Below are 24,617 nucleotides of genomic sequence, written 5' to 3'. Positions count from 1 at the left end.
GATTAGTTTTCTTCGACTAGCTCAAATCGTTTAACTAATTTCCCATCAACTTCAACTGTCTCAGTGAACATCTCCAGTGGTCTTATCCAGGTATCAAAATCGCCATAAAGCGTTTTATAGACCACGAAGTATTCCAGGGTTTCAGAATGACGGGCAACATCTAGCACCTCATAATACTTTCCTTTGTAGTGCTTATATTTTCCTCTGGGAATCATGCTATTTTCTCTTTTGACATAAAAAAAGCGACCCGCAGGTCGCTTCTAAACTTTCTTAATTAAGCTTCAAATGGATGGCGCTTAATAATAGTCTCAACACGGTCAGGGCCGGTTGAAATGATGTCGACTGGAACGCCAACTAATTCTTCAACTTTAGCGATGAAGTCGACCGCATTTTTCGGTAGTTCAGCAATTGACTTAGCTCCGAAAGTCGACTCTTTCCAACCTGGTAGCTCAATGTAAACTGGCTTTAAACGCTCATAGTCTTCTGCGCAGCTGGGCGTGTTGTGCATTTCACCATTTACTGGGCAGTCATACTGGACCGCAATTTTTACCGTCTCTAGACCATCTAGAACATCCAGTTTGGTCATGCAAAGACCCGATACGCTGTTAATATCAACTGCACGCTTTAGGGCAACCGCGTCCAACCAACCACAACGACGTGGACGACCAGTCGTTGCACCAAACTCGTTGCCTACTTTTGCCAGGTGTTTGCCAGTATCATCAAACAACTCAGTTGGGAACGGCCCACCACCAACACGTGTAGTGTAAGCTTTAGTGATACCCAAGACATAATCAATATGACGAGGGCCAACACCAGAGCCTGTAGCCACACCACCGGCAGTAGTATTTGAAGAGGTCACAAAAGGATAGGTACCGTGGTCAATATCAAGCAATGTTCCCTGAGCACCTTCAAACATCAGTTTTTTACCTTCACGACGCATATCAGCCAATATCGCAGGGACGTCTGAAACCATTGGCTTTAACCATTTGGCATATTCTTTACAAAGAGCCAAAGTTTCATCAAAGTCAATTGGTTCGGCTTTGTAGTATTCAGTTAACACAAAGTTATGCAGTTTCATCACGTCGCGTAGCTTTTCTTCTAGACGTTCCAGATCAAACAGATCTTCAACACGCAAGCCACGACGTGAAACCTTATCTTCATAGGCAGGACCGATACCACGACCGGTAGTGCCAATTTTTTTCTGCTCTGCACGTGATGCTTCACGGGCATTATCCAGAGCGACATGATAAGGAAGAATTAAAGGACAGGCAGGGCTGACTCGCAAACGCTCCGTAACTGGCACGTTTCGCTCAAGCAACATATCCATTTCCTTGCGTAAGGCATCAGGGGCAAGCACCACACCGTTACCGATGTAACACATAACACCGTCATTCAAAATTCCTGATGGAATCAAATGAAGAACAGTTTTCTCGCCTTTGATGACCAATGTATGACCTGCGTTATGACCGCCCTGGTAGCGCACCACAGCGCTCGCCTGCTCAGTCAACAAGTCAACAATTTTACCTTTACCTTCATCACCCCATTGGGTGCCTAGAACCACAACGCTTTGTGCCATTTTTAACTCTTACTCTACTTAGTAGATTGATGGGTTTATTGCCACGAAAAAGGACAGGAAACCGCGCATTTTACCGTCAAAAAACGCGAAAATCCCCCTTTTTTTGAAAAAATCGAACTCTATGATAGAAACTGGAGCCCTGTCTTTGAATATCAACAAGTTAGCGCAAAAAGCCCCACAGATTCTAACTTTCGGATATGAAGCATTATCCTACAATACCCACAGAACCCAGATCAGGCCTGCAAGCATTGTCAAAAAACCACCGATTCGAACGCTGGTATCAGGTCGTTTCATCACTTCCCACATCATGCGCTTCCACGCTTTTGGCATGACCGCTGGCATGAAGCCTTCAAATACCAGTAACAGACCTAACGCTATCATAAATTCCTGTGACATAAGCTTACCCGCTATATCCGCCGTCAATCTTCAAACCATTAAAAAAGGCCAGCTAAGCTGGCCCTTGCCTTGATGGAAAATATTATTTACCATCCATGTCTTTGAAATACTTAAAGAATTCACTATCAGGCTTGATGACAATCACGTCATCTTCGCTTTTAAAGGATTCTTTGTAAGCATCCAGACTGCGCAAAAATGCATAGAACTCTGGGTTCTTACCATAAGTTTTAGCGTATATTTCGGTTGCTTCCGCGTCAGCCTGGCCTCGAATTTCACGAGCCTTACGATCAGCTTCTGCCAAAATCCGCTGAATCTCAGCATCCGTCTCAGCAATGATAATCTGACGGTCTTTCTCACCTTCAGCACGATGACTGTTGGCAATCTTTACCCGCTCGTTACGCATACGGTTATAAATGGACTCACTCACTTCAGTTGGCAAGTTGATAGTTTTGACGCGAATATCGACTACCTCAATACCCAAATCTGGCGCGATCTTTTGTGTTTCCGTCAACATCAAGCCCATGACTTCTTCACGCTCACCAGAAACGACCTGAGTGCGGGTACGCTTACCAAACTCTTCACGCAACGCATTCTCAACCGTATTATCCAATAAACGCTCTGCGACACGATAGTTAGCACCAGTACGACGATAGAAATGATCAAAGTCCTTAATACGCCATTTGATGTAACTATCTACTATCAAGTCTTTCTGCTCAGAAGTTGCAATTCGATCTGATTCACCGTCAAAGGTCTGGATACGCTTGTCCATAGTGATGACCTTATCAGCGATAGGCCATTTGAAATGGAAACCACGTTGATAAACTTTTGCACCACCATCCTCATTTTTCTTGATATCACCAAACTGCAGAACAATGGCAGTTTCCCATTCTTTCACTTTGAAAGTACAGGTAATGATTACGATAGCAGCAATAATAAGCACTACAATTAATGAAATTAACTTATTCATGTCTTTCTCCTATTACTGCTTTTGCTGGTTGCTGTCAGAATTTGAAGTTTTGTTGCGCTTCAAAATACTATCAAGTGGTATATAGGTCATATTATTACCACCCTCCACGTCTAACATTACTTTGCTAGATTTACTCAATACACTTTCTATAGTTTCAATGTATAAACGTTGACGAGTTACCACTGGCGCAGCGATATATTCGGGTAGAAGCTTTTCAAAACGTGCAACTTCACCAGCCGCTTTCTCAATTACTCGAGCGCGATAAGCATTGGCTTGCTGGATAAGCTTCTGTGCTTCACCCTCTGCCAATGGAATCTGCTTACTGCGATAAGCCTGACCCTGTTCAAGATAAGCGCGTTGATCTTCTTCCGCTTTAATCGCATCATCAAATGCCGGCTTAACTGACGGAGGAACATCTACGTTGCCAATAAGGTTCAAACGGAAAATTTCAATACCCGCATTGTAAGGCTTAAGAATTGATTTCAACTCATTCTCGACATTCTTACGTACTTCTTCTTTTTTATCAGTACGAGCATCTTGTAAACGAGTATGTCCGATTACCTGACGGAGGGCCGCTTCAGTGGCATGCTTCAGCGTCTCGACAGGATCAACCACGTTGAATTTATAATCCAATGGATCATTCACACGGTACTGAACCTTAACTTTAACTGTTGCTACATTATCGTCTTTGGTCAACATCAAGCCTTCAACTTCAATATCCTTGATACTCTCAACATCGATTAGATAAACCTGCTGAATAGGAGGGAATGCAAAATGTAAGCCAGCTGTATCGGTTCGAGTATGCTTACCTAAAGTCAAAACAAGTGCGTTTTGCTTCTCATCCACGGTGTAGGCAGATTTGAATAGGTAGATAGCCACCAACACTAATAAGCCAATGATAAATGAGGCATTACCGCCAGAACTACCTTTACCATTGCCTTTACCGCCACCGAAGATTCCACCGAACTTTTCACTGGCTTGCTTCAGTAACTTATCAAGGTCATTGTTGTTATTCGGGCGCTTTTTGCCCCATGGGTCTTGATCATTATTATTACCCGGTTCATTCCAGGCCATAGTCATCTCCAGTTCACTATTAAAAAATCTATCCCGAATTGTAGGGAGCACTAGCCCCCCTTTCAAGGTAAATCGGGCATTCTGTTACAATTACTAACTCACAACAAATGGACTCAGGTCTTTTTCCAGCTGACGCCCAAGACGAATCCAATCTGATTTTGGCAGGCTGACTGTCAATAAAATGTCGCCATTGTCACTGGTATTTTCCGATTCTACCGCCTGCAATTCATAAAGCAGACCACGCAACCTTCCTTGATGGGGAGGGATCCGTAGCTCAGCATTAAATTGCTCTTCTTGCGCCAACTCTTCAATGGCTTCTCTTAGCAGCTCAATGCCCTGTTCCTTTAGAACCGAAATCCATATTCGAATTGGACGTCCTTTATCGTCACGATCCACATGGGGCTCAGCACCTTCAATCAGGTCAATCTTGTTATAAACTTCGAGCCTTGGAATATCGGTAGCGCCAATTTCACTCAGTACTTCCTCTACCTGCTCCATGTTTTCTTCACGACGTTCACTGGCGGCATCAATCACATGCAGCAAAACGTCCGCTTCGACTGATTCTTCAAGGGTCGCACGGAAAGCCGCTACCAGTTCGTGTGGCAAGTGGCGAATAAACCCTACCGTGTCTGCGATAATGACATCAGTACCCTGAGGCAAGCTAATACGTCGCAAAGTAGGATCCAGCGTCGCAAACAACTTATCTTCTGCAAGCACTCCAGCAGTAGTTAAGTAGTTGAATAATGTGGATTTTCCCGCATTGGTGTAACCAACAATGGAAATTGTTTTGATATTGGCACGCTTTCTTGAGCGACGCCCCTGCTCACGTTGTTTGGAAACTTTTTCCAGACGTTTATCGATATATTTTATTCTTTCACGCAGTAAGCGACGGTCCGTTTCCAGCTGGGTTTCACCTGGGCCACGTAAACCAATACCACCTTTTTGTCGCTCCAGGTGAGTCCAGCCTCGAATCAGGCGTGTCGATAAATGACGCAGCTGTGCCAGCTCAACCTGCAACTTACCTTCAAAGGTCGAGGCTCGCTGGGCAAAGATATCCAGAATCAGACCAATACGGTCAATCACCCGCGCCTCAACAGCGCGCTCAATGTTACGCTCCTGCGCTGGCGAAAGGTTATGATTGAAAATTATGACATTGGCATTGGTTGCCTGCTTGGCACTTTTGATTTCATCAATTTTGCCGCTACCAATAAAGAATTTGGGATCAGGGCTGGAACGTTTAGCAGTGATAATATCCATGACTTCCAGACCAGCGGAGCGAACCAGCTCCACAAACTCCTGTAAATCTTCCTGGTTTTTCTCCTGGCTTAGAGACTGCTGAAAATCAATATGTACCAAAATGGCGGATTCGCCACCACTGTGTCGGTCAAACAAGAAATCACCTCAACATGCGAACCTGTTCGCTGTGAATACAAAGTAAAGAAAGGAATTGATGAATAAATCATAAAGAATTTAACACAACAAAGCCACCGGCCGATATTAATCGGCAGATGGCTTTTATATAGAACAGCTAGCTTTGGTAGGAATTAAGAACTACATTCCGCCCATTGGTCCACTACCGTAGCCGCCACCACCAGTCATAGGACCGGGGCCCATACCGCCACCCTGAGGACCCATGTTGTGATCGTTACCTGGACCACCGTTGCCGTTATCGCCATTCTGGCCATAATGACCACGAACATTGCGAATCGGAACAACCGTTGAAACTGCGTGCTTGTAAACCATCTGGCTAACAGTATTTTTCAATAAAATGACAAATTGATCGAAAGATTCAATCTGGCCTTGAAGTTTAATGCCGTTAACGAGGTAAATTGAGACAGGCACTTTCTCACGACGTAATGCGTTCAAGAAAGGGTCTTGTAGTGATTGCCCTTTTGACATAGCTCTCTCCTGTGTGTTTTATGTATTTTCATTATTGGGGCCACTTCTAACTCAGGCCTTTATCAATAATTCATTTATATATCTACAAATCAAATCTTAGTCGAGCTCATTGAAGCTCAAGCTCGCTAAAAGTGTACACGAATTAAACACCCAGATCGAGGTATATCAATAGGATAGCATCACATTACATAGAATTTAACAATTGGACAGTTTCTTTATATAGGCTCTCTATAGGTTGCCTGGACTCTATCCAATTCAGGTTTTTCCAACTTCTGAGCCAGGTAAACTGACGCTTGGCCAACTGACGGGTCGCAATAATGCCGCGCTCAATAGCTTCTTCAAGGGGCAGCTCACCTTCCAGGTATTGCCACATCTGCCGATAGCCTACTGATTTAATAGAGGGTAAGTCAGGATGCAAATCGCCACGCTCATAAAGCGACTCAACTTCCTGCAAGAATCCCTGCTCCATCATCTGGTGAAAGCGCTTTTCAATTCTTTGGTGTAAATAGCTTCTATCGTCAGGGGCCAGCGCAATCTGCAGGGTTTGATATGGGAAATCATTCTGTTCCTGTTCAGCATGCAATTGACTCAAAGGCTTGCCGGTAATTTCATAAACTTCCAACGCTCGAAGAGTCCGTTGCGGATCATTTTCATGGATACGGCTGGCCGACTCAGGATCGATTTTGGCTAACTCCTGATGCAAACTGGCTAAACCTTCGCTTTCCAGTCGTTGCTGTAAGTTAGCACGCACTTCCGGATTTGAGTCCGGCAGGTTGTGCATCCCTTCCAATAGCGCCTTGTAATACAACATGGTTCCGCCAACTAACAACGGAGTCTTGCCCTGGCTTACAATATCCTCCATTTCACGCAAGGCATCATCACGAAAGCGCGCAGCAGAATAGGGATCGGCAGGATCGCAAATATCTATCAATCGGTGAGGAGCTCGGGCCAACTCTTCTGCTGACGGTTTAGCAGAGCCAATATCCATTCCTTTATAAACCATGGCCGAATCTACACTGATGATCTCAGCATTAAGACGCTCCACAAGTTCAATAGCCAAATCGGTTTTGCCTGAAGCAGTTGGCCCCATAATAAAAATGGCTAGTGGTTTTGTTTGAGTGTTATTGGATGAGTGCATTGATTGGCCTGGCATATTGAGAGGGTTGTAACTTCAAATAACAAAAATTACTGGGAACTCATCAATAGTTCCAGCAACTGTTCAGAAGTATAGCGCTTACAGAACTTTGATTCACTCCATGGCAAATGAGCCAACTCTTCTAGCCAATGAGTTTGACTTTGTGGCGCCCAATTGTCGGGCAGGGTTTCAATGAGTTCCCGCTGCAAGTCTTCCACGGTTAAACTTTTACTGACTGACTCATAAACAACTTGCTGTAGCCATTGCTGCAAGTCTAGGTGCGAAATGCAGCTTGGAACTTTTCTGACCACCAGTGTTTTGGGCCCTGTCAGAGTCAAATCAAAACCTGCGGCCTGCCAATCGGCAATAAAGTCTTCGTTTACACTATCAACTGGAATTCCCAGTCTTATTGGAAACAGCATCAGGCGCTGTTTTACCTCTCCAGCTTGCCATTCCTGTTGCAAACAGTCACTTATGTACTGGCAGAAAAAAGCTTTAAGGTCTAAGGCATTTATTCCTTGCTCTGTCTGTTGCAGTAACAAACGGTCATGCAATAGCCAGAAATCACCTTTGGCAAGTTTCAAATCAGATTTAGGTTTCTGAGGCCAGTGATTTTTCTGTTGTGGTACATATCCAGCCGGGCTTCTTTCATTGACTTCATCAATTGTCGGCTTTGCAAAAGCACCTGCCTGTTGGCGTGGTGTGAAATAAGGGTCATCCTTAGTTTGAGACTGAACTACTGACAGCGATGGCTTCATATAGACAAGCGTTTCGCGGTTGTTACCGCCGTCATGACTATTCTCAAGAATGTCGCTTTGCTCCAGTAAAGCCTCTTCAACCACCCGGCTCATAAAATCATGAACTTGACGACCATTGGAGAAACGTACTTCATGTTTAGTCGGATGAACATTAACGTCAACCTGAGTGGCCTCCAGCTCCAAGTAGAGTACATATGCAGGCATACGTCCTGCTGGTAGCCGATCATGATAGGCCTGGCGAATAGCGTGATTTAGCGTCCGGTCACGTACCGCACGGCCATTCACAAACACATATTGTCCCAGACTCGAACTTTGATGCCAGTCTACTGGAGATAACCAACCATATAGTCGCGTAGACTCAATTGAGCTGTCTAACTTAATGGCTTCTCTTAAAAAAGAAGCGCCAAGAATTGAACCAATTCGCTGCTGATGCTGTTCATGATTATGAGCCGCAGGCACACGTTTGATGACCTTGCTGTTGTGCCTCAATGTAATGGCCACGTGAGGAGAGCCAAGGGCAATTCGTTTAACCGTTTCTTCAATATGGACAAATTCGGTACGTTCTGCTCGCAGAAATTTTTGTCGCGCAGGAGTGTTAAAAAATAAATCTCGAACTTCGACGATGGTTCCTGCTGGAAGTGACTGAGGTTGCAGTTTAACCTGCATATCCAGGCCCTCAGCAATTGCCGACCACCCCATATCCTGCGCCTGTGGCCTTGAACTTAATTTGAGCTTTGCCACAGAACTGATACTGGCCAAAGCCTCGCCACGGAATCCTAGTGTATAGATGGCTTTCAGATCATCAGAGTGCTCAATTTTACTGGTTGCATGACGAGCCAAAGCAAGCTCCAATTCATCACGACTGATCCCCTCACCATTATCCGTCACTCGAATCAGTCGAGTCCCGCCACGCTCAATATCAATTTGAATTCTATCTGCCTTGGCATCAATGGCATTTTCCAGTAATTCTTTCACTACTGATGCTGGTCGCTCTACGACCTCGCCGGCAGCAATCTGGTTGGCAACTAAGGGAGAAAGCTTATGAATTGGCATTAAAGTAATTTACTTATAAAAAAGAGAAAAACCGAATAAATTTTATTCGGCAGTTGGAATAACCAGTTTTTGGCCAATTTTAACGACATTGGTAGAAAGCTGATTGGCACTCTTTAAATCTCTAACTGAAACATTAAATCGGCGAGCGACCTTGATCAGGCTGTCTCCTCGCTGCACATGATAGATATTCTGACGATAACGCGCGGCAAACAGAGTTCCATCAGGTGCGTGTTGTTTAAAATAGTCCACAATGCCATCACCAACGCCACGAGCTAACTTTTGTCGATAAGACGATGTCTTCATTAAAGCTTCTTCTTCTGGGTTGGTAATGAAGCCTAGCTCAACCAATATTGATGGAATGTCTGGATTTTTAAGTACCAGCAAAGAGTTTTCTTCGACATGCTTTTTGTGCATTTTAGGAACCACTTTACTCATGGCACCATGCACAATGTTAGCCACCTTAGTACTTTCAGTAATAGAATTCTCCATCTGCAAATCAAGCAGCACAGACTTAACGGAGTTATCGTAATTTGAGAGAACCACAGAGCTGTCAACACCACCCAGCAGTTCTGACTTTTCTTCCTGCATCTGCATCCAGCGCGCTACTTCAGACTTGGCACCGTGCAAATTAAGAACCCAAACCGATGCACCTTTTGCTCGAGGGCTCTTAAAGCCATCAGCGTGTACTGATACAAACAGATCGGCTCGCTGCAATCTTGCTAAATCTGTTCTTTTTCGGTGTGGTAAATAATAATCGCCAGTTCGGGTCAGAAAAGCTTTAATACCTTCTACTTTATTGAGTTCTTTAACCAACTCTTTAGAAAGTGCCAGCACAATATCTTTTTCCTTGGTGCCGCGACCGCCTATAGCACCAGGGTCTTCACCACCATGTCCAGCATCAACAGCAACCACGATATCGCGATCACTTCCTTGAGCTGCAACTGGAGGCTGAACTTCCTCGCGACTTTCATCAAACAGATCAATCACCAGTCGATCGCCGTATTCTTGATAAGGTTTAAGAGAGAAACTCTTCGGTTTGGCCGCTTTATTCAAATCAAGAACCAGGCGCAGAACACCATCACGAGGGGGGCTGCTTTTACGTACCCGCTTGACCAGATCGCTTTGAATTTCAAGACGGTTAAGATCAACATTAACGTTTGCGCCAGGAATGTCGACGACTATTCGGTGTGGGTTTTCAAGGATGCTGATTTCATGAGTGACGGGTGAGGATAAATCAAGGACAACACGAGTCGATTCCGGCGATTGCCAGAAACGCATGCTTTGGATCACCGATGCTTGTGCAATGGAGATACCAAGCGTGAGCATTAATATGCTCAATGTAATTGTCAGCCACTTTCTCATCATATCGTTATATTTAGTCACTTATTCCCAGTGCTTTAGCTTGATTTTGGCATAAAATCACAGCTTTTTTCCAGTTTTTGCATAATCTGGCTATTAGCGGAAGACAAGGTTACCACTCGCCCATCATTATTATAATCCAACTCTATCATTAAATCGGCCTGTGGAATCATTCCCAGCCCCTTTTCTGGCCACTCGATCAGCATAATGGAATCAGGTTGTTGATATTCCCGAATACCGATAAATTCCAGTTCTTCAGGATCAGCTAACCGATAAAGATCAAAGTGGTAAATGGACACACCTACTAGCTCATAAGGCTCTACCAAGGTGTAAGTAGGGCTTTTTGTAGCTCCCTGGTAGCCAAAGCCACGTAAAATACCGCGAATTAGTGTGGTTTTACCGGCTCCAAGGTCACCCTCAAAGTAAATCGTCATTGGTGCCTTGATACAGGCAGCCAGTTTTTGTCCCATACGCACGGTTTGCGACTCATCTACTAATTCAACTGTAATATTCTGCATCAACTTAAATCCGAAACAGAGGTTAACCAGTTACCGGTTAACCAAAAAATTTATCGTTTCAATCAACTCGGAAGCCAACATGCCTCGAGTTCTATCGCCCGCCGCTTCAACGCCAGCTGCAAAATGAATAGAGGTAGCCAGTCTTGCGGCATCCCAGCCTGACATACCCTGCACCACCAAAGAGCCAATCAGACCACTGAGTACATCACCAAGCCCGGCTGTTGCCATGGCAGGATGAGCACCACCGGCTATGACGACCTGTTGACCATCAGCCAAGATCGTTCCTGCACCTTTTAATAAACAAATACAGTGATATTTTACGGCGATGTTTTTAGCAGCAGCGATTCTATCATTACTGACTTTGCCTGTATCGCAGCTTAACAGTCGAGCTGCTTCACCGATATGGGGAGTCAAAATCAATGGCTGCGGCAAAGTCACACTATCATTTTCCTCAATGCTCTTCTGTAACCAGAAAAGTCCATCGCCATCTATGAGACAAGGTAGCTTCTGCTGTACTGCATAGCTGAAAGCTTGCTCAAAAACCTGTCGGGCCCACTCACTTCTACCCAGCCCAGGACCGAGCACTATCGCATCAAACTGTTTGGGGTTTATTTCAATTAAGCTGTTAAAACTCAACTCTTCAAAAGCTACACCATGCCACATTGCTTCTGGGCAAAAGCCTAAAGCCGCACTACGATTGTCTGGGTGCAGGAATGTCGTTACCAGTCCCGCGCCGCTTCGGAGCGCAGCTTCAGTCGCCAGCATAATGGCACCACCCATAGTGAAGTCACCGCCAATACACATCAAGTGTCCGCACGCCTGCTTGTAGGTTGTCGCGCTACGCTCTGGCATTTCATCAATAACATCCGCATAGGACTGCTTCCACGCAACGGGACGTTGCTGATAAAACTGCGACTGCCCGACTCCCAGCGTTGCCAGATGCAGTTCGCCCTGGGCAGCGAGTCCTTCATTCATTACCTGACAGACTTTATAAAAAATAAAACTGACCGTATGGTCAGCTCTGATATGAGGTTCAGCACATAAACCGGTATCGGCATATACGCCACTTGGCAAATCTAAAGCCAGAACTGGCATGCCCGATTGATTAATCTGCTCAATCACTTGTGCATACTCATCGCGCAAGTGATCCTTAAAGCCCGTTCCCAGCAAGGCATCAACGATGACATCAGCTTGCTCAAATATGGCCTGGCTCGGCTCTTTAATATTGATGTTCTTGTCTTTGATTTGTTGCCACGCCCTTGCCGCATCGCCAGAAAGCTCATCCAGCGGTTTTATCGGTACCAGTGTCACCTGCATGCCCACACGCTGGGCAAGACCAGCGACTATCAGGCCATCGCCAGCATTGTTACCAGAGCCAGTGACTATCACCACCCGATGTGCCAACGGCCATTCCCGCTCCATACAGTCAAATGCTGCTCGCCCAGCCCGCTCCATCAGTTCAAACAGGGCAAAACCCTGCGCTTTGGCAGCTTCCTGCTCAATGACTTTTATACTGTCTGCTGTAAATATCGGATGCATACACTTTCCTTAGGGCATGTTGGTTCTCTGCGGCTCGCTATGTCAGATCAATAAAATGCTCACGGTAATAACGACACTCCTCAATCGATTCTCGAATGTCATCCAGCGCCAAGTGTGTCGCTGCCTTGGTCAGCCCGCTTAATATTGATGGTTTCCAGCGTCGCGCCAGTTCTTTAAGAGTACTGACGTCAATATGACGATAGTGGAAATAGGACTCTAGCTTTGGCATGTGTTTGACCATAAAGCGGCGATCCTGACAGATACTATTGCCGCACATTGGCGACTTGCCTTCATCTACCCACTGCTTCAAAAATTCCAAGGTCAGTTCACTTGCTTCATTTTCATTAATGGTGCTTTGACGCACACGCTCAGTTAATCCTGACTTTCCATGCTGAACGACACACCATTCATTCATATTGTCGAGCACATCATCTGGCTGATGAATTGCGATGACAGGACCTTCCGCTAATATATTTAGATCCTTATCTGTGACAATAGTTGCAATCTCAATAACTACATCAGTTTCTGGGTCCAATCCCGTCATTTCCAGATCAACCCAGATCAAATTATCGTCATTTTTTGTCAAAACCAGCTCCTAATCGTTACAATGTGCGTCATTATACTCAGCTAAGCTCCATACTACTGAAGTTTTCAGCTATTATAGTCGCAGTTTTTGCGCCCGTATGGAAGCGCCTGAGCAGGTAACTGAAACCTGTTCACAAATAACAGCATTAAGATTAACAGGAGATACTATGCAACTGGCACAGCAACAATGTGTACATAATGATGACGCAAGAAGCCCACTTGATGAGTCCAAACGCGAACAGTTAATGAGTGATCAATTAAGTCACTGGCAATTTGATTCTGAAACTGGCGCTATTTTTCGCAAGTTTAAATTCAAGAATTATTACCACACCATGGCATTTGTTAATGCAGTGGCCTGGATTGCCAACAAGCAGGCACACCATCCTGATCTTGAAGTCAGTTATGGTCACTGTCTGGTTCGCTACACCACTCACGATGCAGGCAACAGTGTTTGTCTGAACGATCTAATTTGTGCGGCCCATATTGATGCATTGGAAAACAGTGGCAATTTTGGTCCTAACTTTCAGGAAGATTAATTTCTTCATTGAAACCTAAAACAGGTAACTTGCTTTGGCTAAACCCGAAAAAAAATCCTCTAAACGTTGGCGCAAAAAACCCAATAAGCAGGTTAACTATACAAAGCAGACGGTTGATAGAAATATTGACGAAGATAGCCTGCTCGATCCAGAGCAAGGGATCGTGATCAGTCGCTTTGGTCAGCAGGTTGATATTGCCGATGAATCTTTCAGCACTATCCGCTGTTTTTTGCGTAAATCAAATGAGGTGCCGGTTGTTGGCGATCGAGTCTGGTTTAAACGCCAGAAAGATCTGCCAACCGGCATTCTGGTTGAACTAGAGCCACGACGCTCCTTGCTCAAGCGCCCCACCCCGCACCATGGCGTCAAACCGGTAGCCGCTAACATTGATCTGATTGCATTACTATTGGCACCGGAACCAGCTTTCTCAGAAGTCTTATTAGATCGCTACCTAGTCGCCGCTCAATCCAGCGAGCTTCCTGTGTGGATTATCATGAATAAGTGGGACACCGTTGCACAAAGCGAAAAAGACGCTATCAAAGACCGATTAAAGCTGTATAAGGCTCTAGGCTATCCAATTTACTACATTAGCTCCAAAACTGGCGAAGGAGTTAAAGAGCTGGTTAAGAGCTTAGTAGGTAAACAGCTTTTGCTGGCAGGTCAGTCAGGGGTAGGAAAATCCACATTGATAAGTTACCTGTTTCCAGATATGCAAATTGCAACCGGCGAAGTTTCTGAAACCTCTGGGCTTGGCACCCACACCACTACCGCATCAAGACTTTACAGACTCGATGAAGACACTTACCTGGTCGACTCACCAGGAGTCAGAGAGTTTGGTCTGTGGCATCTGGAGGATGAGGATATCAAGCAGGGCTTTATCGAGATTTCACAAATTGGTGAGCAGTGTAAATTCCGCGATTGCAAGCACCTTAATGAGCCAGGTTGTGCTGTGTTGGCGGCCGCCAAAGCAGGCATTATTGCAGCCAGTCGTTTAAAGAACTACCAACACCTGATCCAGCACTTCGACCAACCTTTTGCCTGACAGAGCACCACCCCTTGCTATGCAGAGGCTAATAGTCTGAGCCTATTATTTAAGCTACAATATCGTCAACTATTTATTGGAATTCTGAATACCCATGTCCGACACATTAAAAGTATTATCACAATACCTGATTCCCCAACACGGCATTTCGCTGCTTATGGGAAAAATTGCTGACAGCGAAAACATCAAAATAAAGAACGCCTTCATCAAATGGTTTATCAAAAAATACGGCATTGATATGAGTATTGCTGAACGCGAAAATCCTGAAGACTACAAAACCTTCAATGATTTTTTTACTCGTTCATTAAAAGCTGATGTTAGACCCATTGATTCAGATGAAAACTCAATCGTTCACCCTGCCGATGGTGCGATAAGTCAGCTAGGTAAAATTGATAACGGCTATATTTTTCAGGCTAAAGGTCACACCTACTCAGCAAAAACGTTACTGGGTGGCGATGCAGAATTAGCAGCCCCTTTTCAGGACGGAGAATTCGCAACTGTCTATCTAGCACCAAAAGACTACCATCGACTGCACATGCCAATCGATGGCCAGTTGACCAAAATGCTACATGTGCCGGGCAAACTTTTTAGCGTTAATCCATTGACTGCTCGCAAAGTTCCAAACCTTTTTGCCCGTAATGAACGCGCGGTTGCCATGTTTGATACTGAACTAGGTCCAATGGCGATGGTATTAGTGGGCGCAACCATTGTAGGCAGTATTGAAACTGTCTGGCATGGCACGGTAACCCCTCCTACTCGTAAGGAAGTTCGTAGCTGGGATTATGAGCCAGGAGAAGTTAGCTTAAAAAAAGGCGAAGAAATGGGTCGCTTTAAACTAGGCTCTACAATCGTACTACTATTTCCAAAAGATACGCTAGATTGGCACAAAAACATGAAGGCCTATGCGCCAACGGTTATGGGCCAACCGATAGCTTATAAAAAATAGTTTCAATCTTCTGGCTGGGTTAGCGACGTCATTACCTGACCCAGCCTTACCTGACCCAGCCTTAGCTGACATATAGCAGCGCCCCTTCCTCTTTACTTGCCATCCTCCCATAAAGCATTTTATATTGATGCTTCATAACCAAATGGGGAAAACGTTATGCAAGAAAAATACTCATTGACTCTGCGGATACTGCATTGGCTGATAGCACTCATGCTGATCGTTATGATTGGCGTTGGCTGGTATATGGCTGGGTTACCGATGGAAAGCGAACTTAAATATGAAATTTATCCTGTCCATAAATCTTTTGGTATCACAGTGCTAGGGTTGGTAATTATAAGAATTATCGTGAGACTCTTTTCAAAGAATCCACCATTACCATCCGGCCTGGCAACTTGGGAAAGATGGCTAACAAAAATTACCCACTTCCTGTTCTATGTGTTAATGGTGGCAATTCCTGTTGTTGGCTACCTTTCATCAGACTATCAGGGTTTTGATGTTGAATGGTTTGGAGTGCCAATTCCAGGCCTGGTTGCTGATAATGAGGATACAGCTCACTTAATGCACGAGCTGCATGAAATACTGGCTTATTCGCTTTTATTACTGATTATTTTACACTTGGCAGGAACAATTAAACATCGCTGGTTTGATAAAGGATCTGACACTGATGTTTTAAGACGGATGCTATAATTAGTAAAAATCATAAGGCAGATATATTTTTTAAGGGCTTCTACTTAATCTAGAAGCCTTTTCATTATCCATAGCTAGCTCTAGCTCATTGCAGCGCCGAATTTCATGTAAAGATTTCCAACTAAAAAGTGAATTTAAGTAAAACAATTTGACACTTTACATAACCAAAAAAACCTTCTTAAAAATCAGTTTTGTGGATCTATTTCTAGGTCTCTTTAATCGAGGTTTGATATAATTGAAACTTAAAACTGTGAAATAATTTTTATCAATTGTTTTACATATTTTTTTGTTCTTTTTACTTTTTAGATTGGGAGGCAAGGAATGCTTGACCACTCTCCACATGAAAGTCGCTCGATCCTCATTTTCGGTAAAGGCGACTCCGCCCAGGAACTCAGTGAGCAGCTCAAAGATAATGGCTGGCAAATTTTTTTCACTCAGGAAAAAAGTCAGTTTAAGAAACTCTTTCAGCACCATCTTTTTGAAGTCGTTGTCATTTTTTTATCTGCAGAACCTGAGCCTATTATTACTGAATATGAAGAGTTAGCTTCACTAAATATGGCGACAAAATGGATAGCCATTATTCCTCATGAAAACTGGCTGGAAGACCATCCAAACTTTCTCTTTTCACACCTGTTTTATGATTACCATCGTGAGCCTCTGCGTTACGATTATTTTCTAGCAACCGTTGGCCATGCTTTTGGCATGGCTGAGTTACAAAACAAACAGCTTAATCAGCTTCAGGTGCCTCAGGACAGTGATGATATTATTGGTCGCTCCCCAGCAACGGCTCTAATCAAACGCAACATTAATAAAATTGCGATGGAAGATGCGACTGTACTTATCACTGGTGAAAGCGGTACTGGCAAAGAACTGGCTGCCAGAAAAATTCATCAGCGCTCTAAACGCAACCAAGGGCCATTTATTGCTATTAATTGCGCAGCCATACCCGAGACTTTGTTTTACTCAGAATTGTTTGGTAATGAGAAAGGCGCTTTTACCAACGCCGACAGCAAAAAAATTGGACGGATTGAAGCAGCTGATGGCGGTACTGTCTTTCTGGATGAAATTGGCGATCTCCCGCTTAACCTTCAAGTTAATTTATTACGCTTTCTTGAGTTAAACCAAATCGAACGGTTAGGCAGCGTCAAAAGTATTACCGTTGATTGCCGCATTATCGTTGCAACCAACGTTAACCTTGAGAAAGCAGTTGAAGATGGATTGTTTCGCGAAGATTTATATCATCGTATTAATGTACTGACATTGCACATGCCAGCTCTTCGTCATCGTCGTCAGGATATTCCTGAACTTGCTAATCATTTCTTAAGCCAGTTCTGCGAAGGGCATATGCATAAAACTTTCACACAGCGTTGTTTGAATGCTATGAATCAATACCGCTGGCCTGGCAATGTGCGGGAATTAATGAACCGAATTCGACGGGCTGTCATTTTATCAGAAGGCAATTTAATTACCGAAAAGCACATGGATCTGTCTTTCAGCAACCACCAGAATATTGTCAGTCTAAAAGAGGCTAAAGACAAAGCAGAGAAAGAAACTCTGATTCTTTCTATTGAGAAATCCGGCTACAATCACACTTTAGCCGCTAAAAATCTGGGTATCTCAAGAACCAGCCTCTATCGGCTGTTAAATAAACATAACATCCCTATGTAACAATTTTGGGAAAAGTGTATTAACCATCACATGGCTCTTTCAGGCCACCTCTCATTTTGTATAAAATTTAATCAATTGTTCGATTCTGTCATTTATTTTTACAACTGACTTTCCTATGATTGGCTCCGTGAATCATCCTATCCAACTACCTTAAGAGGTCAATCATGAATTATCTTTTAAAAGGCGCGTTAGCGTCTGCGGGCATCTTTGTGTCTTTATTTAGTGCAGGGAGCTTTGCAAAGGATAATGTCGTGGAAGGAACCATTACAATCAACATTGAAGATGACTTCGCGAATAAGCGAAGTGAACTGTCTTATCGACTGGTTAACAGTCAGGGAAAAGCTACCGAGGTGGTATTTGATAAAGTTCCACATTGGTTAGCCTCCAATCAGAAAGTCAGAATTCACGGTCAGTTTGACAAGGGTAAGCTAAAAGCTTCTCCTGACTCAGTGAGTTTATTACTTGATGAGTCTTCAAGCTCAACAACACAGGCTACGACTCAGGCGAGTACAGTTTCAGGTACTCATCAATTACTGGTGGCCGAAATCAACTTTGCCATCAACCCCATTGTGCGTTTTACTTCGGCTCAACTTTACGACACGTTATTTAATACTGCACACCAGTATTTTATGGAAAGTTCCTATCAGCAGTTTGGTTTAACCGGACAGGCTTTGGAACCAATTACTGTTGATGTTGATGTCAGTACCTGTGATACCTATGCGATCAGTAATGCAGCTGATGCAGTCATTCGTCAAAGGGGCTATGAGCCAACAAATTATGATCATGTGATGTATGTGATCCCAACGCACCCAAACTGCACCTGGTCAGGCAAGGCCAATGTGCAAGGTCCGCTTTCATGGATCAAAAGATTTGAGTCGGATGTTGTCCACCATGAGCTGGGGCATAACCTTGGTCTTTATCATGCACACAGCAAAGACTGTGGTACTCAAGTTACGGCAGACTCTGGTTGTGCAGTAGGTGATTACGGTGACTACATCAGTGGCATGGGTAACGCTCGTGAAACGAATCATTTTAATGCTTTCCAGAAAGAACAGTTAGGCTGGATGAATAACAAAGTTACAACTATCACGCAAAGCACAGAAGTAGTTTTATCACCACTTGAAACCAATGATAGCAATACCAAGGTTGCGAAAATTTTTAAGCAGACTAAAAGCACCGGCCAGAACGAGTGGTACTACGTTGAATATCGTCAGGCGATTGGTTTTGATGCACACCTTGCAGACAATTACCCACAGTTTCTAACGGGTGTTCGTTTGCGCGAAGGAACCGACAATGCTCCTAACGATAGTTATCTTTTGGATACCACGCCAGAAACCTTGAGCTGGACGGATATCACTTTGCAGCCTGGGCAGACTTATCATGACTCAGTTAATGACGTCAGCATAACTCTGGCTGCCAGCGATGCGGGCAGTGCTGTAGTTCAGGTAAATTACGGACAGGCTCCTGCGATTTGTCAGAATCAGGCTCCATCTATTGAACCAGTCAGTAGTACATCTGTAGCAACCACAGCTGGCAGTAACTTAGAAATTGTTTACACAGTCACCAATCGTGATAGTGCTGAGTGTAGCTCTTCAACCTTTAATCTATCTTCAAGCACAGATAGCTATATCAACGGTAGTTTTAATTATTCGAATATCAGTCTGGCACCGGGCGCAAGTCAGGAAATCAGCTTATCACTTGCAGTTGATGCTAGTGCTCCATCAGGCGACTATGCTGTTACCAGTAAAGTGTCTCATGGTCAGACATCGCAGTTCGATCAGCATAATGCTTCAGTAATTGTTGAAGCGCAGACAGCTGTCAGTAACAGTGCTCCGGTTGCTGTAAACGATACGGTGATATTACCCAGCAAAAACAGTATCACCTTTGCCCCATTAACCAATGACTACGATCCAGATGGCGATAACCTGACCATTGTCGGTGTTGAACAAGGTTCTAAAGGCGATGTTATTTTAAATTCTGACAACAGTTTAACTTACATTCCCGGTAAACCTTTTAAGGACACTGATAGTTTCAGCTATACCATCAGTGATGGAAAGCTAACCACTAGTGCAACTGTTCAAGTCAGTCTTGATAGCGGAACTGGTGACAATTCGGACTCCACAACTGGAGGGGGTAAAGGCGGAAACAAAGGTGGCGGTAGAAATAAATAAAGCTAACCTTTTTAACAAGGAATGTAGCAAGGAAACGGGGGCCGAAGCCCCCGTTGTGCTGCGCCTGGAATCTTACTCCTCTGGTTGAGGTAGAGGGCACAAGTCACAGGTTGCTGAATCAGAATCCTGAATCGGATTCGATGCAGAGCCGATATCACCAGGGGCCGCAACAGGTGATGTTGCAGAAACCGAAGCCTGGTTAGTAAGGTTACCATCAGTACCAACAGGTAGTTCTGATGGTAGGTAGGTTCCTGTTCGAGTTTCACAGACATTTCCACCGAAGTTACCTTCTAGGAATCCGTCTCCATCTTCACAGAAGCCACCAGCATTACAGGTATAACCTGCACCACAATCAACATCAATCAGACAGGTTTTAGGGAAATCGAGCGAGAAGCTTTCATTCAAGGCTAAATCCTTATTATCAGTTAAGATCACATCAAGTGGTGTATCACCGGTGTTGCAGACATCAACTGAATAGTCTTTTTGCACTGCTACCAGGTTACCGGTTTGAGTTAACGACAGATCACACTGTTTGACGATTGAGATCGCAGGAGAGAGTGATAGCGAATCACAACCTGTTGTGTATTGATCTGCTGTAATACTCGAACTACCGAAGGTTACCGAAGCGTCAACGGTATTCATGCCACCGTTAACATCAGAGACATATTGCCCTGAAACTTGCAGTACTTCATTGGGTGCCCAACCATCAGCACCACCGGTTAAGCTGCTAACTGCAGGAGTTAATTGGAATGCCGCACCGTCACTTGGCTGGTCATCAATGGTGATGATTTCACCTGCACCAATGCTACCAACACCTGAATTGGTCAGGCTAATGGTGTAATCAATGGTGAACTTGTTATCGGCGGTTAAGGCAGAAGCGCTACAGGTTTTCGCTACCTCAATACTACACAAAGGGAACTGACCTCCAAGGAAGTCTTTCAACTGTGCAGTCTCAGAGCGTGAAGAACGAGTTTCGATCAGGAAACTACTGAAGCAAGGAACTTCACTTATCCCTGCATTCAGCAGTGCCTGAGTCACATTTAACCGTCCTTCAAACAGTGATTCATGAGGATAGGCATCAGGGATTCCCGATTTGTTCTCATAAGGCCACAAACCGTTCGCCACTCCTGCCAACTCTTGGTTGTCATTGGTAATCGCACAGGCTACACCTGAGTCAGTAGCCGTATTACATTTGGAACCTGCGTCGCCTGAAGAATATAACAGTTGTAAATTATCATCGACGTCGCCGCCACCATTGACCCAGCGCATCACTTGTACGAATGGCTGAGCATTAGTGCCCTGAGGGTATTCCATCACAATAAATAAATCATTCTCTTTGTGCTCTCCGGTGAAGCGGTTGTTTCCATCAGGACCTACCACGTCCTGGAAGAACCAGAAGCCCATAATCGCATCACCATTATTTGCGTAACGTTCCGCACCGAAGTAAAAGACCAGGTCATTACCGCCACCCATTTTTGGAAGAAAATAAGCAGCTGCATAACCATTTCTTAAATCATCTTTATCAGGGACGGCACCATCTTTGTACCACCACTGAGTGACATCTTCCGTATCCTTCGAGCCACCTTTCCAAAATATAGTTGCAGGTGGTAAATCGCTAACCACACCAGTGGCAACCGCGGCAGAACTCACACCTAAATTGATATTTTGCCAATCATCCAGAGCTGTGTCTTTTATCGCGTTACCGTCCAATTCCACGCTATCAGCCGGGTCCAATGCAAAGGCACTGGTTGCAGTAAATAACGCCATCGAACAGGCAAGCGTCCATCGTTTAATGTTCATAGTAAATCCTCCTTTTTGATTCTATGAATACCGACCTTCCAGTAGTCGACACTGTCGATTCCAGGTCAGACACTAGTAATACAAGCAAGGAGCGTGCCAAGTCAGATAACTGCTTATTAACTAAAGAAAAGAGTGGTTTTATCGGGAGATTGAAGATGACTTATTGAGGGTATCTGTTTCAAACATGGAACAGCATTCTGTACAAATTATGAAACCTATTATTTATCAGTGAGTTGAAAGAATTTGAGCTGTTCCGATTGTGATACAGTTTTTACTGACAATAAACAAATAGTGTTACTTTTATAGAAAAAAACCAATACAGACAAGAGGTTAGTATTTCCCAAATTTGGGAATTTCAAAGTAAGAATTATACTACTTAGCTAGTGCCCGGCTTCGTACAATTCTTTTTGCTTTTGCAGAATCATTTCTCGCAAGCTGGTGCCTTCCTCAATTTGCAATATGTCGAGCAAGGTATCGTGCTGCTGGCTACTTTCGACATCATCAATATACAAACCTAAACGTCCCATAAGTAAGGTTGCCGTTATCGGTAAAACAATTTCCAGAGTGTCCTGCTCAATACCGGTTCTTCTGGAAACACTGGTAGCCAGATCCCGGCTAACATCTTTTTCTTTAAGAATATGTCCCAGAATATAGTTGCCGTTATCGATAGCTTTTGATTCTATGATTTGATGTGGGTACTTCAGGAATTCTTCGCTCTTATTGCGAGCCAGAGCATCCATTAAAGCATCGAGACCACCATAGCGAACATTTTCCTGTAAACCTTGCAGCATGGCATCCAAATATAACTCCATCACGCGGTGCAATTGATCCTGGTGCAGACTATATTGCACACCGATTTCCTGCAATGGCCTTTGATCCATAGGCTTTTCATCATTACCAAAAATTAAATCCATCAATGTAACCATTGCCGCCTCCTTCATTTACTTTGAGACATCTGTACCCAATAATTTCCACTATATTCCGGTAAATCGATATAATCAAACCACTTTTAGCGGATTACACTCATCTCCTGACCAGGATCAAGGTATTGAAATGTCTGACAATTCCAATCGGAACAGTGATCAGAGCAAAGCTTCGGCTTCTCTCGACAGAATGCAACACTTTAGACAACAGGTGTACTACTGGGTAAAACAGATACCTTATGGCAAAGTCAGCAGTTACGGTCGAATTGCCAAACTTGCTGGCTTTCCTCGCCATGCACGCCATGTGAGCAAAGCTTTGGGCCTCGCTCATAGCGATCTAAAGCTTCCCTGGTATAGAGTGATTGGTTCTGATGGTCGCATCGCGTTTAATGCTGATAGCCCTTATTATGCAGAACAACAGCAGCGATTAAAAAAAGAAGGGGTACGATTTATTAAGGGTAAAGTGGATGCAAAGTGTATCTGGTCTCCCCCTTCTTCTGCTGCTGGAGACATATCTGCTGAAGAGTTTTTTCGCTAGTGGAATATCAATGACTTAATGGTGTTATGATTCAGAGTGACGCAGTTGCTCTTCTTTGAATGACTGACAATCAAGGCAAAGCTCTGTTTCAGGAGCCACTTCAAGTCGTTTTTCGCTAATAGGTTCATCACACTCAAGACAGAATCCATATTGCTGGTCTTTGATTCTCTTAAGTGCTTTTCTTACCGCAACCAGTCGTTGCTTATCACGCTCCACACCAGCTTCAGACATCGCCTGATCCATCAAGGCTGTACCTCGCGATACTCGGCCAAAGCGCGCCTGATCGAGTTCAACTTTTTCATTGACCTCTTCAGCTAAGCCAAGAACATCCATCAGTTCCTGTTCGATCTGTAACAACTCACTTTTAAAGTGTGCAATTTTTTTGTCGCTGATCATGATATACCTTCTGTTAATGCAGATGGCTCAAGTGGGAAATTTCGTCAAACTTTCTGAGTAATTCAATCAGTGACTTCAGCTCAGGTTGATTTTTATAAACTTCCTCAGCCATGGGAGTGATTTGTGCTGGCCCCGGCGGCAGCCGATCTTCCTCTACATACTCACGCATTTTTGGTAGAAACACAAACTGTATCCACTCTTCCAATTGCAAAGTATCAACGCAGAATGGCATGCTGCTTTGCAATTTATGGTGGCCTGGATGTGATTCTGACCATAACTCCAGTTCGACCATATGTTCTTCAATTCGATCAAAGATTTCGATGTACTTTGCTAGCCAGTTAATACTACTCATCTGTTACCTCTTTTACTTCAACTGCTTGCCCACGATATTTTTCTGGCCAGAACTGCTGAATTATTTCATTCGTGTCTGAAAAACTATGACAGGAATTCAATACGTTATTGCTGATTGGAAAACGACCATCATCCGAAAAGTTAAGATATGGATAAATCGTCTGAATTGCAGTGGTCGCCATGGGTCTTAGTAATTCTATCAGGTGAGAGCACCCTTCAACACCTCCCACCAAATCCTTAGCTTTCTGCATCCAGCCGCGTCCAATCTGCAAACCTATTAGACGCTTATAGTTATCTTCAATCTGTGAGCAAATACTGAATGGTGTAATCGGCATAGACGCCTCAACATCCTGAATCACTAAATGATTATCAAGCGTCAATCGCAGCCATAATTCGTGCACCAGTTCGCCGGGCTGAAGAACGCCTCTTTGCAGAGTTGGAAATGGATAACCTTTATCATCGGTCAGATGGGCCTCAATATCCCATAAACCATCTTCTCTAAGATAGCCGTTGCATTGAATATTCCGGTAATGAATCGGTTTACGCTTGTTTGGTTTCGATAGAGCCATAATAGATGCCATTTAATGTTTTCATCTACAAACTATCATAACCCAGTTTATTCTTTTCATAAAAAGCCGGGGCATAAAAAAAGCCCGCCGAAGCGGGCTTGTATCATTTGGCTCAATTTAACCACTCTCAA

Annotated in this window: 24 protein-coding genes and 1 pseudogene; 7 read left to right on the top strand and 18 right to left on the bottom strand. The window is 44.0% G+C overall.

Translation table 11 applies throughout. The features are described from left to right. Positions 1-2 precede the first annotated feature (2 nt). The 13 genes and pseudogenes from B158_RS0109800 to orn all read right to left on the bottom strand — a co-directional run bounded on the left by B158_RS0109800 (position 3) and on the right by orn (position 12,860). The gene (locus tag B158_RS0109800; RefSeq protein ID WP_018625192.1) at positions 3-215 is read right to left on the bottom strand and encodes a DUF1653 domain-containing protein; all 213 of its coding nucleotides are present in this window, start codon (positions 213-215) and stop codon (positions 3-5) included. 59 nt (positions 216-274) lie between these two features. Beyond that, on the bottom strand, positions 275-1,576 hold the full coding sequence (locus B158_RS0109795) for an adenylosuccinate synthase (protein WP_018625191.1): 1,302 nt from the start codon (positions 1,574-1,576) through the stop codon (positions 275-277). A 210-nt stretch (positions 1,577-1,786) separates the two neighbouring features. Beyond that, entirely contained in the window at positions 1,787-1,972 is a 186-nt protein-coding gene (locus B158_RS0109790; protein WP_018625190.1) for a DUF2065 domain-containing protein, read from the bottom strand. An 82-nt stretch (positions 1,973-2,054) separates the two neighbouring features. Further along, a complete protein-coding gene (gene hflC, locus B158_RS0109785; protein WP_018625189.1) occupies positions 2,055-2,939 on the bottom strand; it encodes a protease modulator HflC in 885 nt (294 codons plus the stop codon). A 12-nt stretch (positions 2,940-2,951) separates the two neighbouring features. Next, the gene (gene hflK, locus B158_RS0109780; RefSeq protein WP_018625188.1) at positions 2,952-4,013 is read right to left on the bottom strand and encodes an FtsH protease activity modulator HflK; all 1,062 of its coding nucleotides are present in this window, start codon (positions 4,011-4,013) and stop codon (positions 2,952-2,954) included. A gap of 93 nt (positions 4,014-4,106) precedes the next feature. Beyond that, positions 4,107-5,405 (bottom strand): ribosome rescue GTPase HflX, encoded by a 1,299-nt coding sequence (gene hflX / locus B158_RS0109775; protein WP_018625187.1) that lies wholly within the window; start codon positions 5,403-5,405, stop codon positions 4,107-4,109. 165 nt (positions 5,406-5,570) lie between these two features. After that, positions 5,571-5,912, bottom strand: a pseudogene (gene hfq, locus B158_RS13695) (RNA chaperone Hfq); the annotation flags it as partial. Positions 5,913-6,096: 184 nt separating this feature from the next. Continuing rightward, a complete protein-coding gene (miaA, locus tag B158_RS0109765) occupies positions 6,097-7,050 on the bottom strand; it encodes a tRNA (adenosine(37)-N6)-dimethylallyltransferase MiaA (RefSeq protein ID WP_018625185.1) in 954 nt (317 codons plus the stop codon). Positions 7,051-7,097: 47 nt separating this feature from the next. Next, positions 7,098-8,858 (bottom strand): DNA mismatch repair endonuclease MutL, encoded by a 1,761-nt coding sequence (gene mutL / locus B158_RS0109760; RefSeq protein ID WP_018625184.1) that lies wholly within the window; start codon positions 8,856-8,858, stop codon positions 7,098-7,100. 42 nt (positions 8,859-8,900) lie between these two features. Continuing rightward, the gene (locus B158_RS0109755) at positions 8,901-10,241 is read right to left on the bottom strand and encodes an N-acetylmuramoyl-L-alanine amidase (RefSeq protein WP_228127093.1); all 1,341 of its coding nucleotides are present in this window, start codon (positions 10,239-10,241) and stop codon (positions 8,901-8,903) included. A gap of 14 nt (positions 10,242-10,255) precedes the next feature. Continuing rightward, a complete protein-coding gene (gene tsaE, locus B158_RS0109750) occupies positions 10,256-10,735 on the bottom strand; it encodes a tRNA (adenosine(37)-N6)-threonylcarbamoyltransferase complex ATPase subunit type 1 TsaE (RefSeq protein WP_018625182.1) in 480 nt (159 codons plus the stop codon). A 30-nt stretch (positions 10,736-10,765) separates the two neighbouring features. Beyond that, positions 10,766-12,274: a bifunctional ADP-dependent NAD(P)H-hydrate dehydratase/NAD(P)H-hydrate epimerase gene (locus tag B158_RS0109745; RefSeq protein ID WP_018625181.1), complete on the bottom strand. Its 1,509-nt coding sequence runs from the start codon at positions 12,272-12,274 to the stop codon at positions 10,766-10,768. A 37-nt stretch (positions 12,275-12,311) separates the two neighbouring features. Next, on the bottom strand, positions 12,312-12,860 hold the full coding sequence (gene orn, locus B158_RS0109740) for an oligoribonuclease (RefSeq protein ID WP_018625180.1): 549 nt from the start codon (positions 12,858-12,860) through the stop codon (positions 12,312-12,314). Between the two features lie 166 nt (positions 12,861-13,026). Between orn and B158_RS0109735 the strand changes: the two genes are divergently transcribed. From B158_RS0109735 to B158_RS0109710, 6 genes are all read left to right on the top strand, one after another. Continuing rightward, positions 13,027-13,395 (top strand): 4a-hydroxytetrahydrobiopterin dehydratase, encoded by a 369-nt coding sequence (locus B158_RS0109735; protein ID WP_018625179.1) that lies wholly within the window; start codon positions 13,027-13,029, stop codon positions 13,393-13,395. A 34-nt stretch (positions 13,396-13,429) separates the two neighbouring features. After that, complete coding sequence (gene rsgA, locus B158_RS0109730; RefSeq protein ID WP_018625178.1) at positions 13,430-14,437, top strand: small ribosomal subunit biogenesis GTPase RsgA; 1,008 nt, start codon at positions 13,430-13,432, stop codon at positions 14,435-14,437. Between the two features lie 94 nt (positions 14,438-14,531). Further along, a complete protein-coding gene (asd, locus tag B158_RS0109725; protein ID WP_018625177.1) occupies positions 14,532-15,383 on the top strand; it encodes an archaetidylserine decarboxylase in 852 nt (283 codons plus the stop codon). 156 nt (positions 15,384-15,539) lie between these two features. Then, on the top strand, positions 15,540-16,070 hold the full coding sequence (locus tag B158_RS0109720) for a cytochrome b (protein ID WP_018625176.1): 531 nt from the start codon (positions 15,540-15,542) through the stop codon (positions 16,068-16,070). A gap of 321 nt (positions 16,071-16,391) precedes the next feature. Continuing rightward, entirely contained in the window at positions 16,392-17,738 is a 1,347-nt protein-coding gene (locus tag B158_RS0109715; RefSeq protein ID WP_018625175.1) for a sigma-54 interaction domain-containing protein, read from the top strand. Positions 17,739-17,902: 164 nt separating this feature from the next. After that, positions 17,903-19,909, top strand: coding sequence for an Ig-like domain-containing protein (locus B158_RS0109710; protein WP_018625174.1), 2,007 nt, complete (start codon positions 17,903-17,905; stop codon positions 19,907-19,909). A gap of 72 nt (positions 19,910-19,981) precedes the next feature. Here the strand turns inward: B158_RS0109710 and B158_RS0109705 are convergent, their stop codons facing one another. Further along, positions 19,982-21,709, bottom strand: a complete 1,728-nt coding sequence (locus B158_RS0109705; protein WP_018625173.1) for a hypothetical protein — start codon at positions 21,707-21,709, stop codon at positions 19,982-19,984. 380 nt (positions 21,710-22,089) lie between these two features. Next, a complete protein-coding gene (locus B158_RS0109700) occupies positions 22,090-22,635 on the bottom strand; it encodes a DUF937 domain-containing protein (RefSeq protein ID WP_018625172.1) in 546 nt (181 codons plus the stop codon). Positions 22,636-22,762: 127 nt separating this feature from the next. Here B158_RS0109700 and B158_RS13040 point away from each other — a divergent pair, with 127 nt between their 5' ends. Further along, on the top strand, positions 22,763-23,170 hold the full coding sequence (locus B158_RS13040; RefSeq protein ID WP_018625171.1) for an MGMT family protein: 408 nt from the start codon (positions 22,763-22,765) through the stop codon (positions 23,168-23,170). A gap of 24 nt (positions 23,171-23,194) precedes the next feature. Here B158_RS13040 and B158_RS0109690 read toward each other — a convergent pair whose 3' ends face one another. The 3 genes from B158_RS0109690 to B158_RS0109680 are packed head-to-tail and all read right to left on the bottom strand — an operon-like array spanning position 23,195 to position 24,486. Further along, complete coding sequence (locus tag B158_RS0109690) at positions 23,195-23,566, bottom strand: TraR/DksA family transcriptional regulator (RefSeq protein WP_018625170.1); 372 nt, start codon at positions 23,564-23,566, stop codon at positions 23,195-23,197. A 13-nt stretch (positions 23,567-23,579) separates the two neighbouring features. Then, positions 23,580-23,918, bottom strand: coding sequence for a YqcC family protein (locus tag B158_RS0109685; RefSeq protein WP_018625169.1), 339 nt, complete (start codon positions 23,916-23,918; stop codon positions 23,580-23,582). Next, positions 23,911-24,486 carry a DUF2889 domain-containing protein gene (locus B158_RS0109680; RefSeq protein WP_018625168.1) on the bottom strand — a complete coding sequence of 192 codons (576 nt, stop codon included), beginning with the start codon at positions 24,484-24,486 and terminating at the stop codon, positions 23,911-23,913. The genes B158_RS0109685 and B158_RS0109680 overlap by 8 nt, the downstream gene beginning before the upstream one ends. Between the last annotated feature and the right edge of the window lie 131 nt (positions 24,487-24,617).

The organism is Kangiella aquimarina DSM 16071, from assembly GCF_000374105.1.
Taxonomy (GTDB): domain Bacteria; phylum Pseudomonadota; class Gammaproteobacteria; order Enterobacterales; family Kangiellaceae; genus Kangiella; species Kangiella aquimarina.
This window is presented reverse-complemented; position numbering and strand designations above follow the sequence as displayed.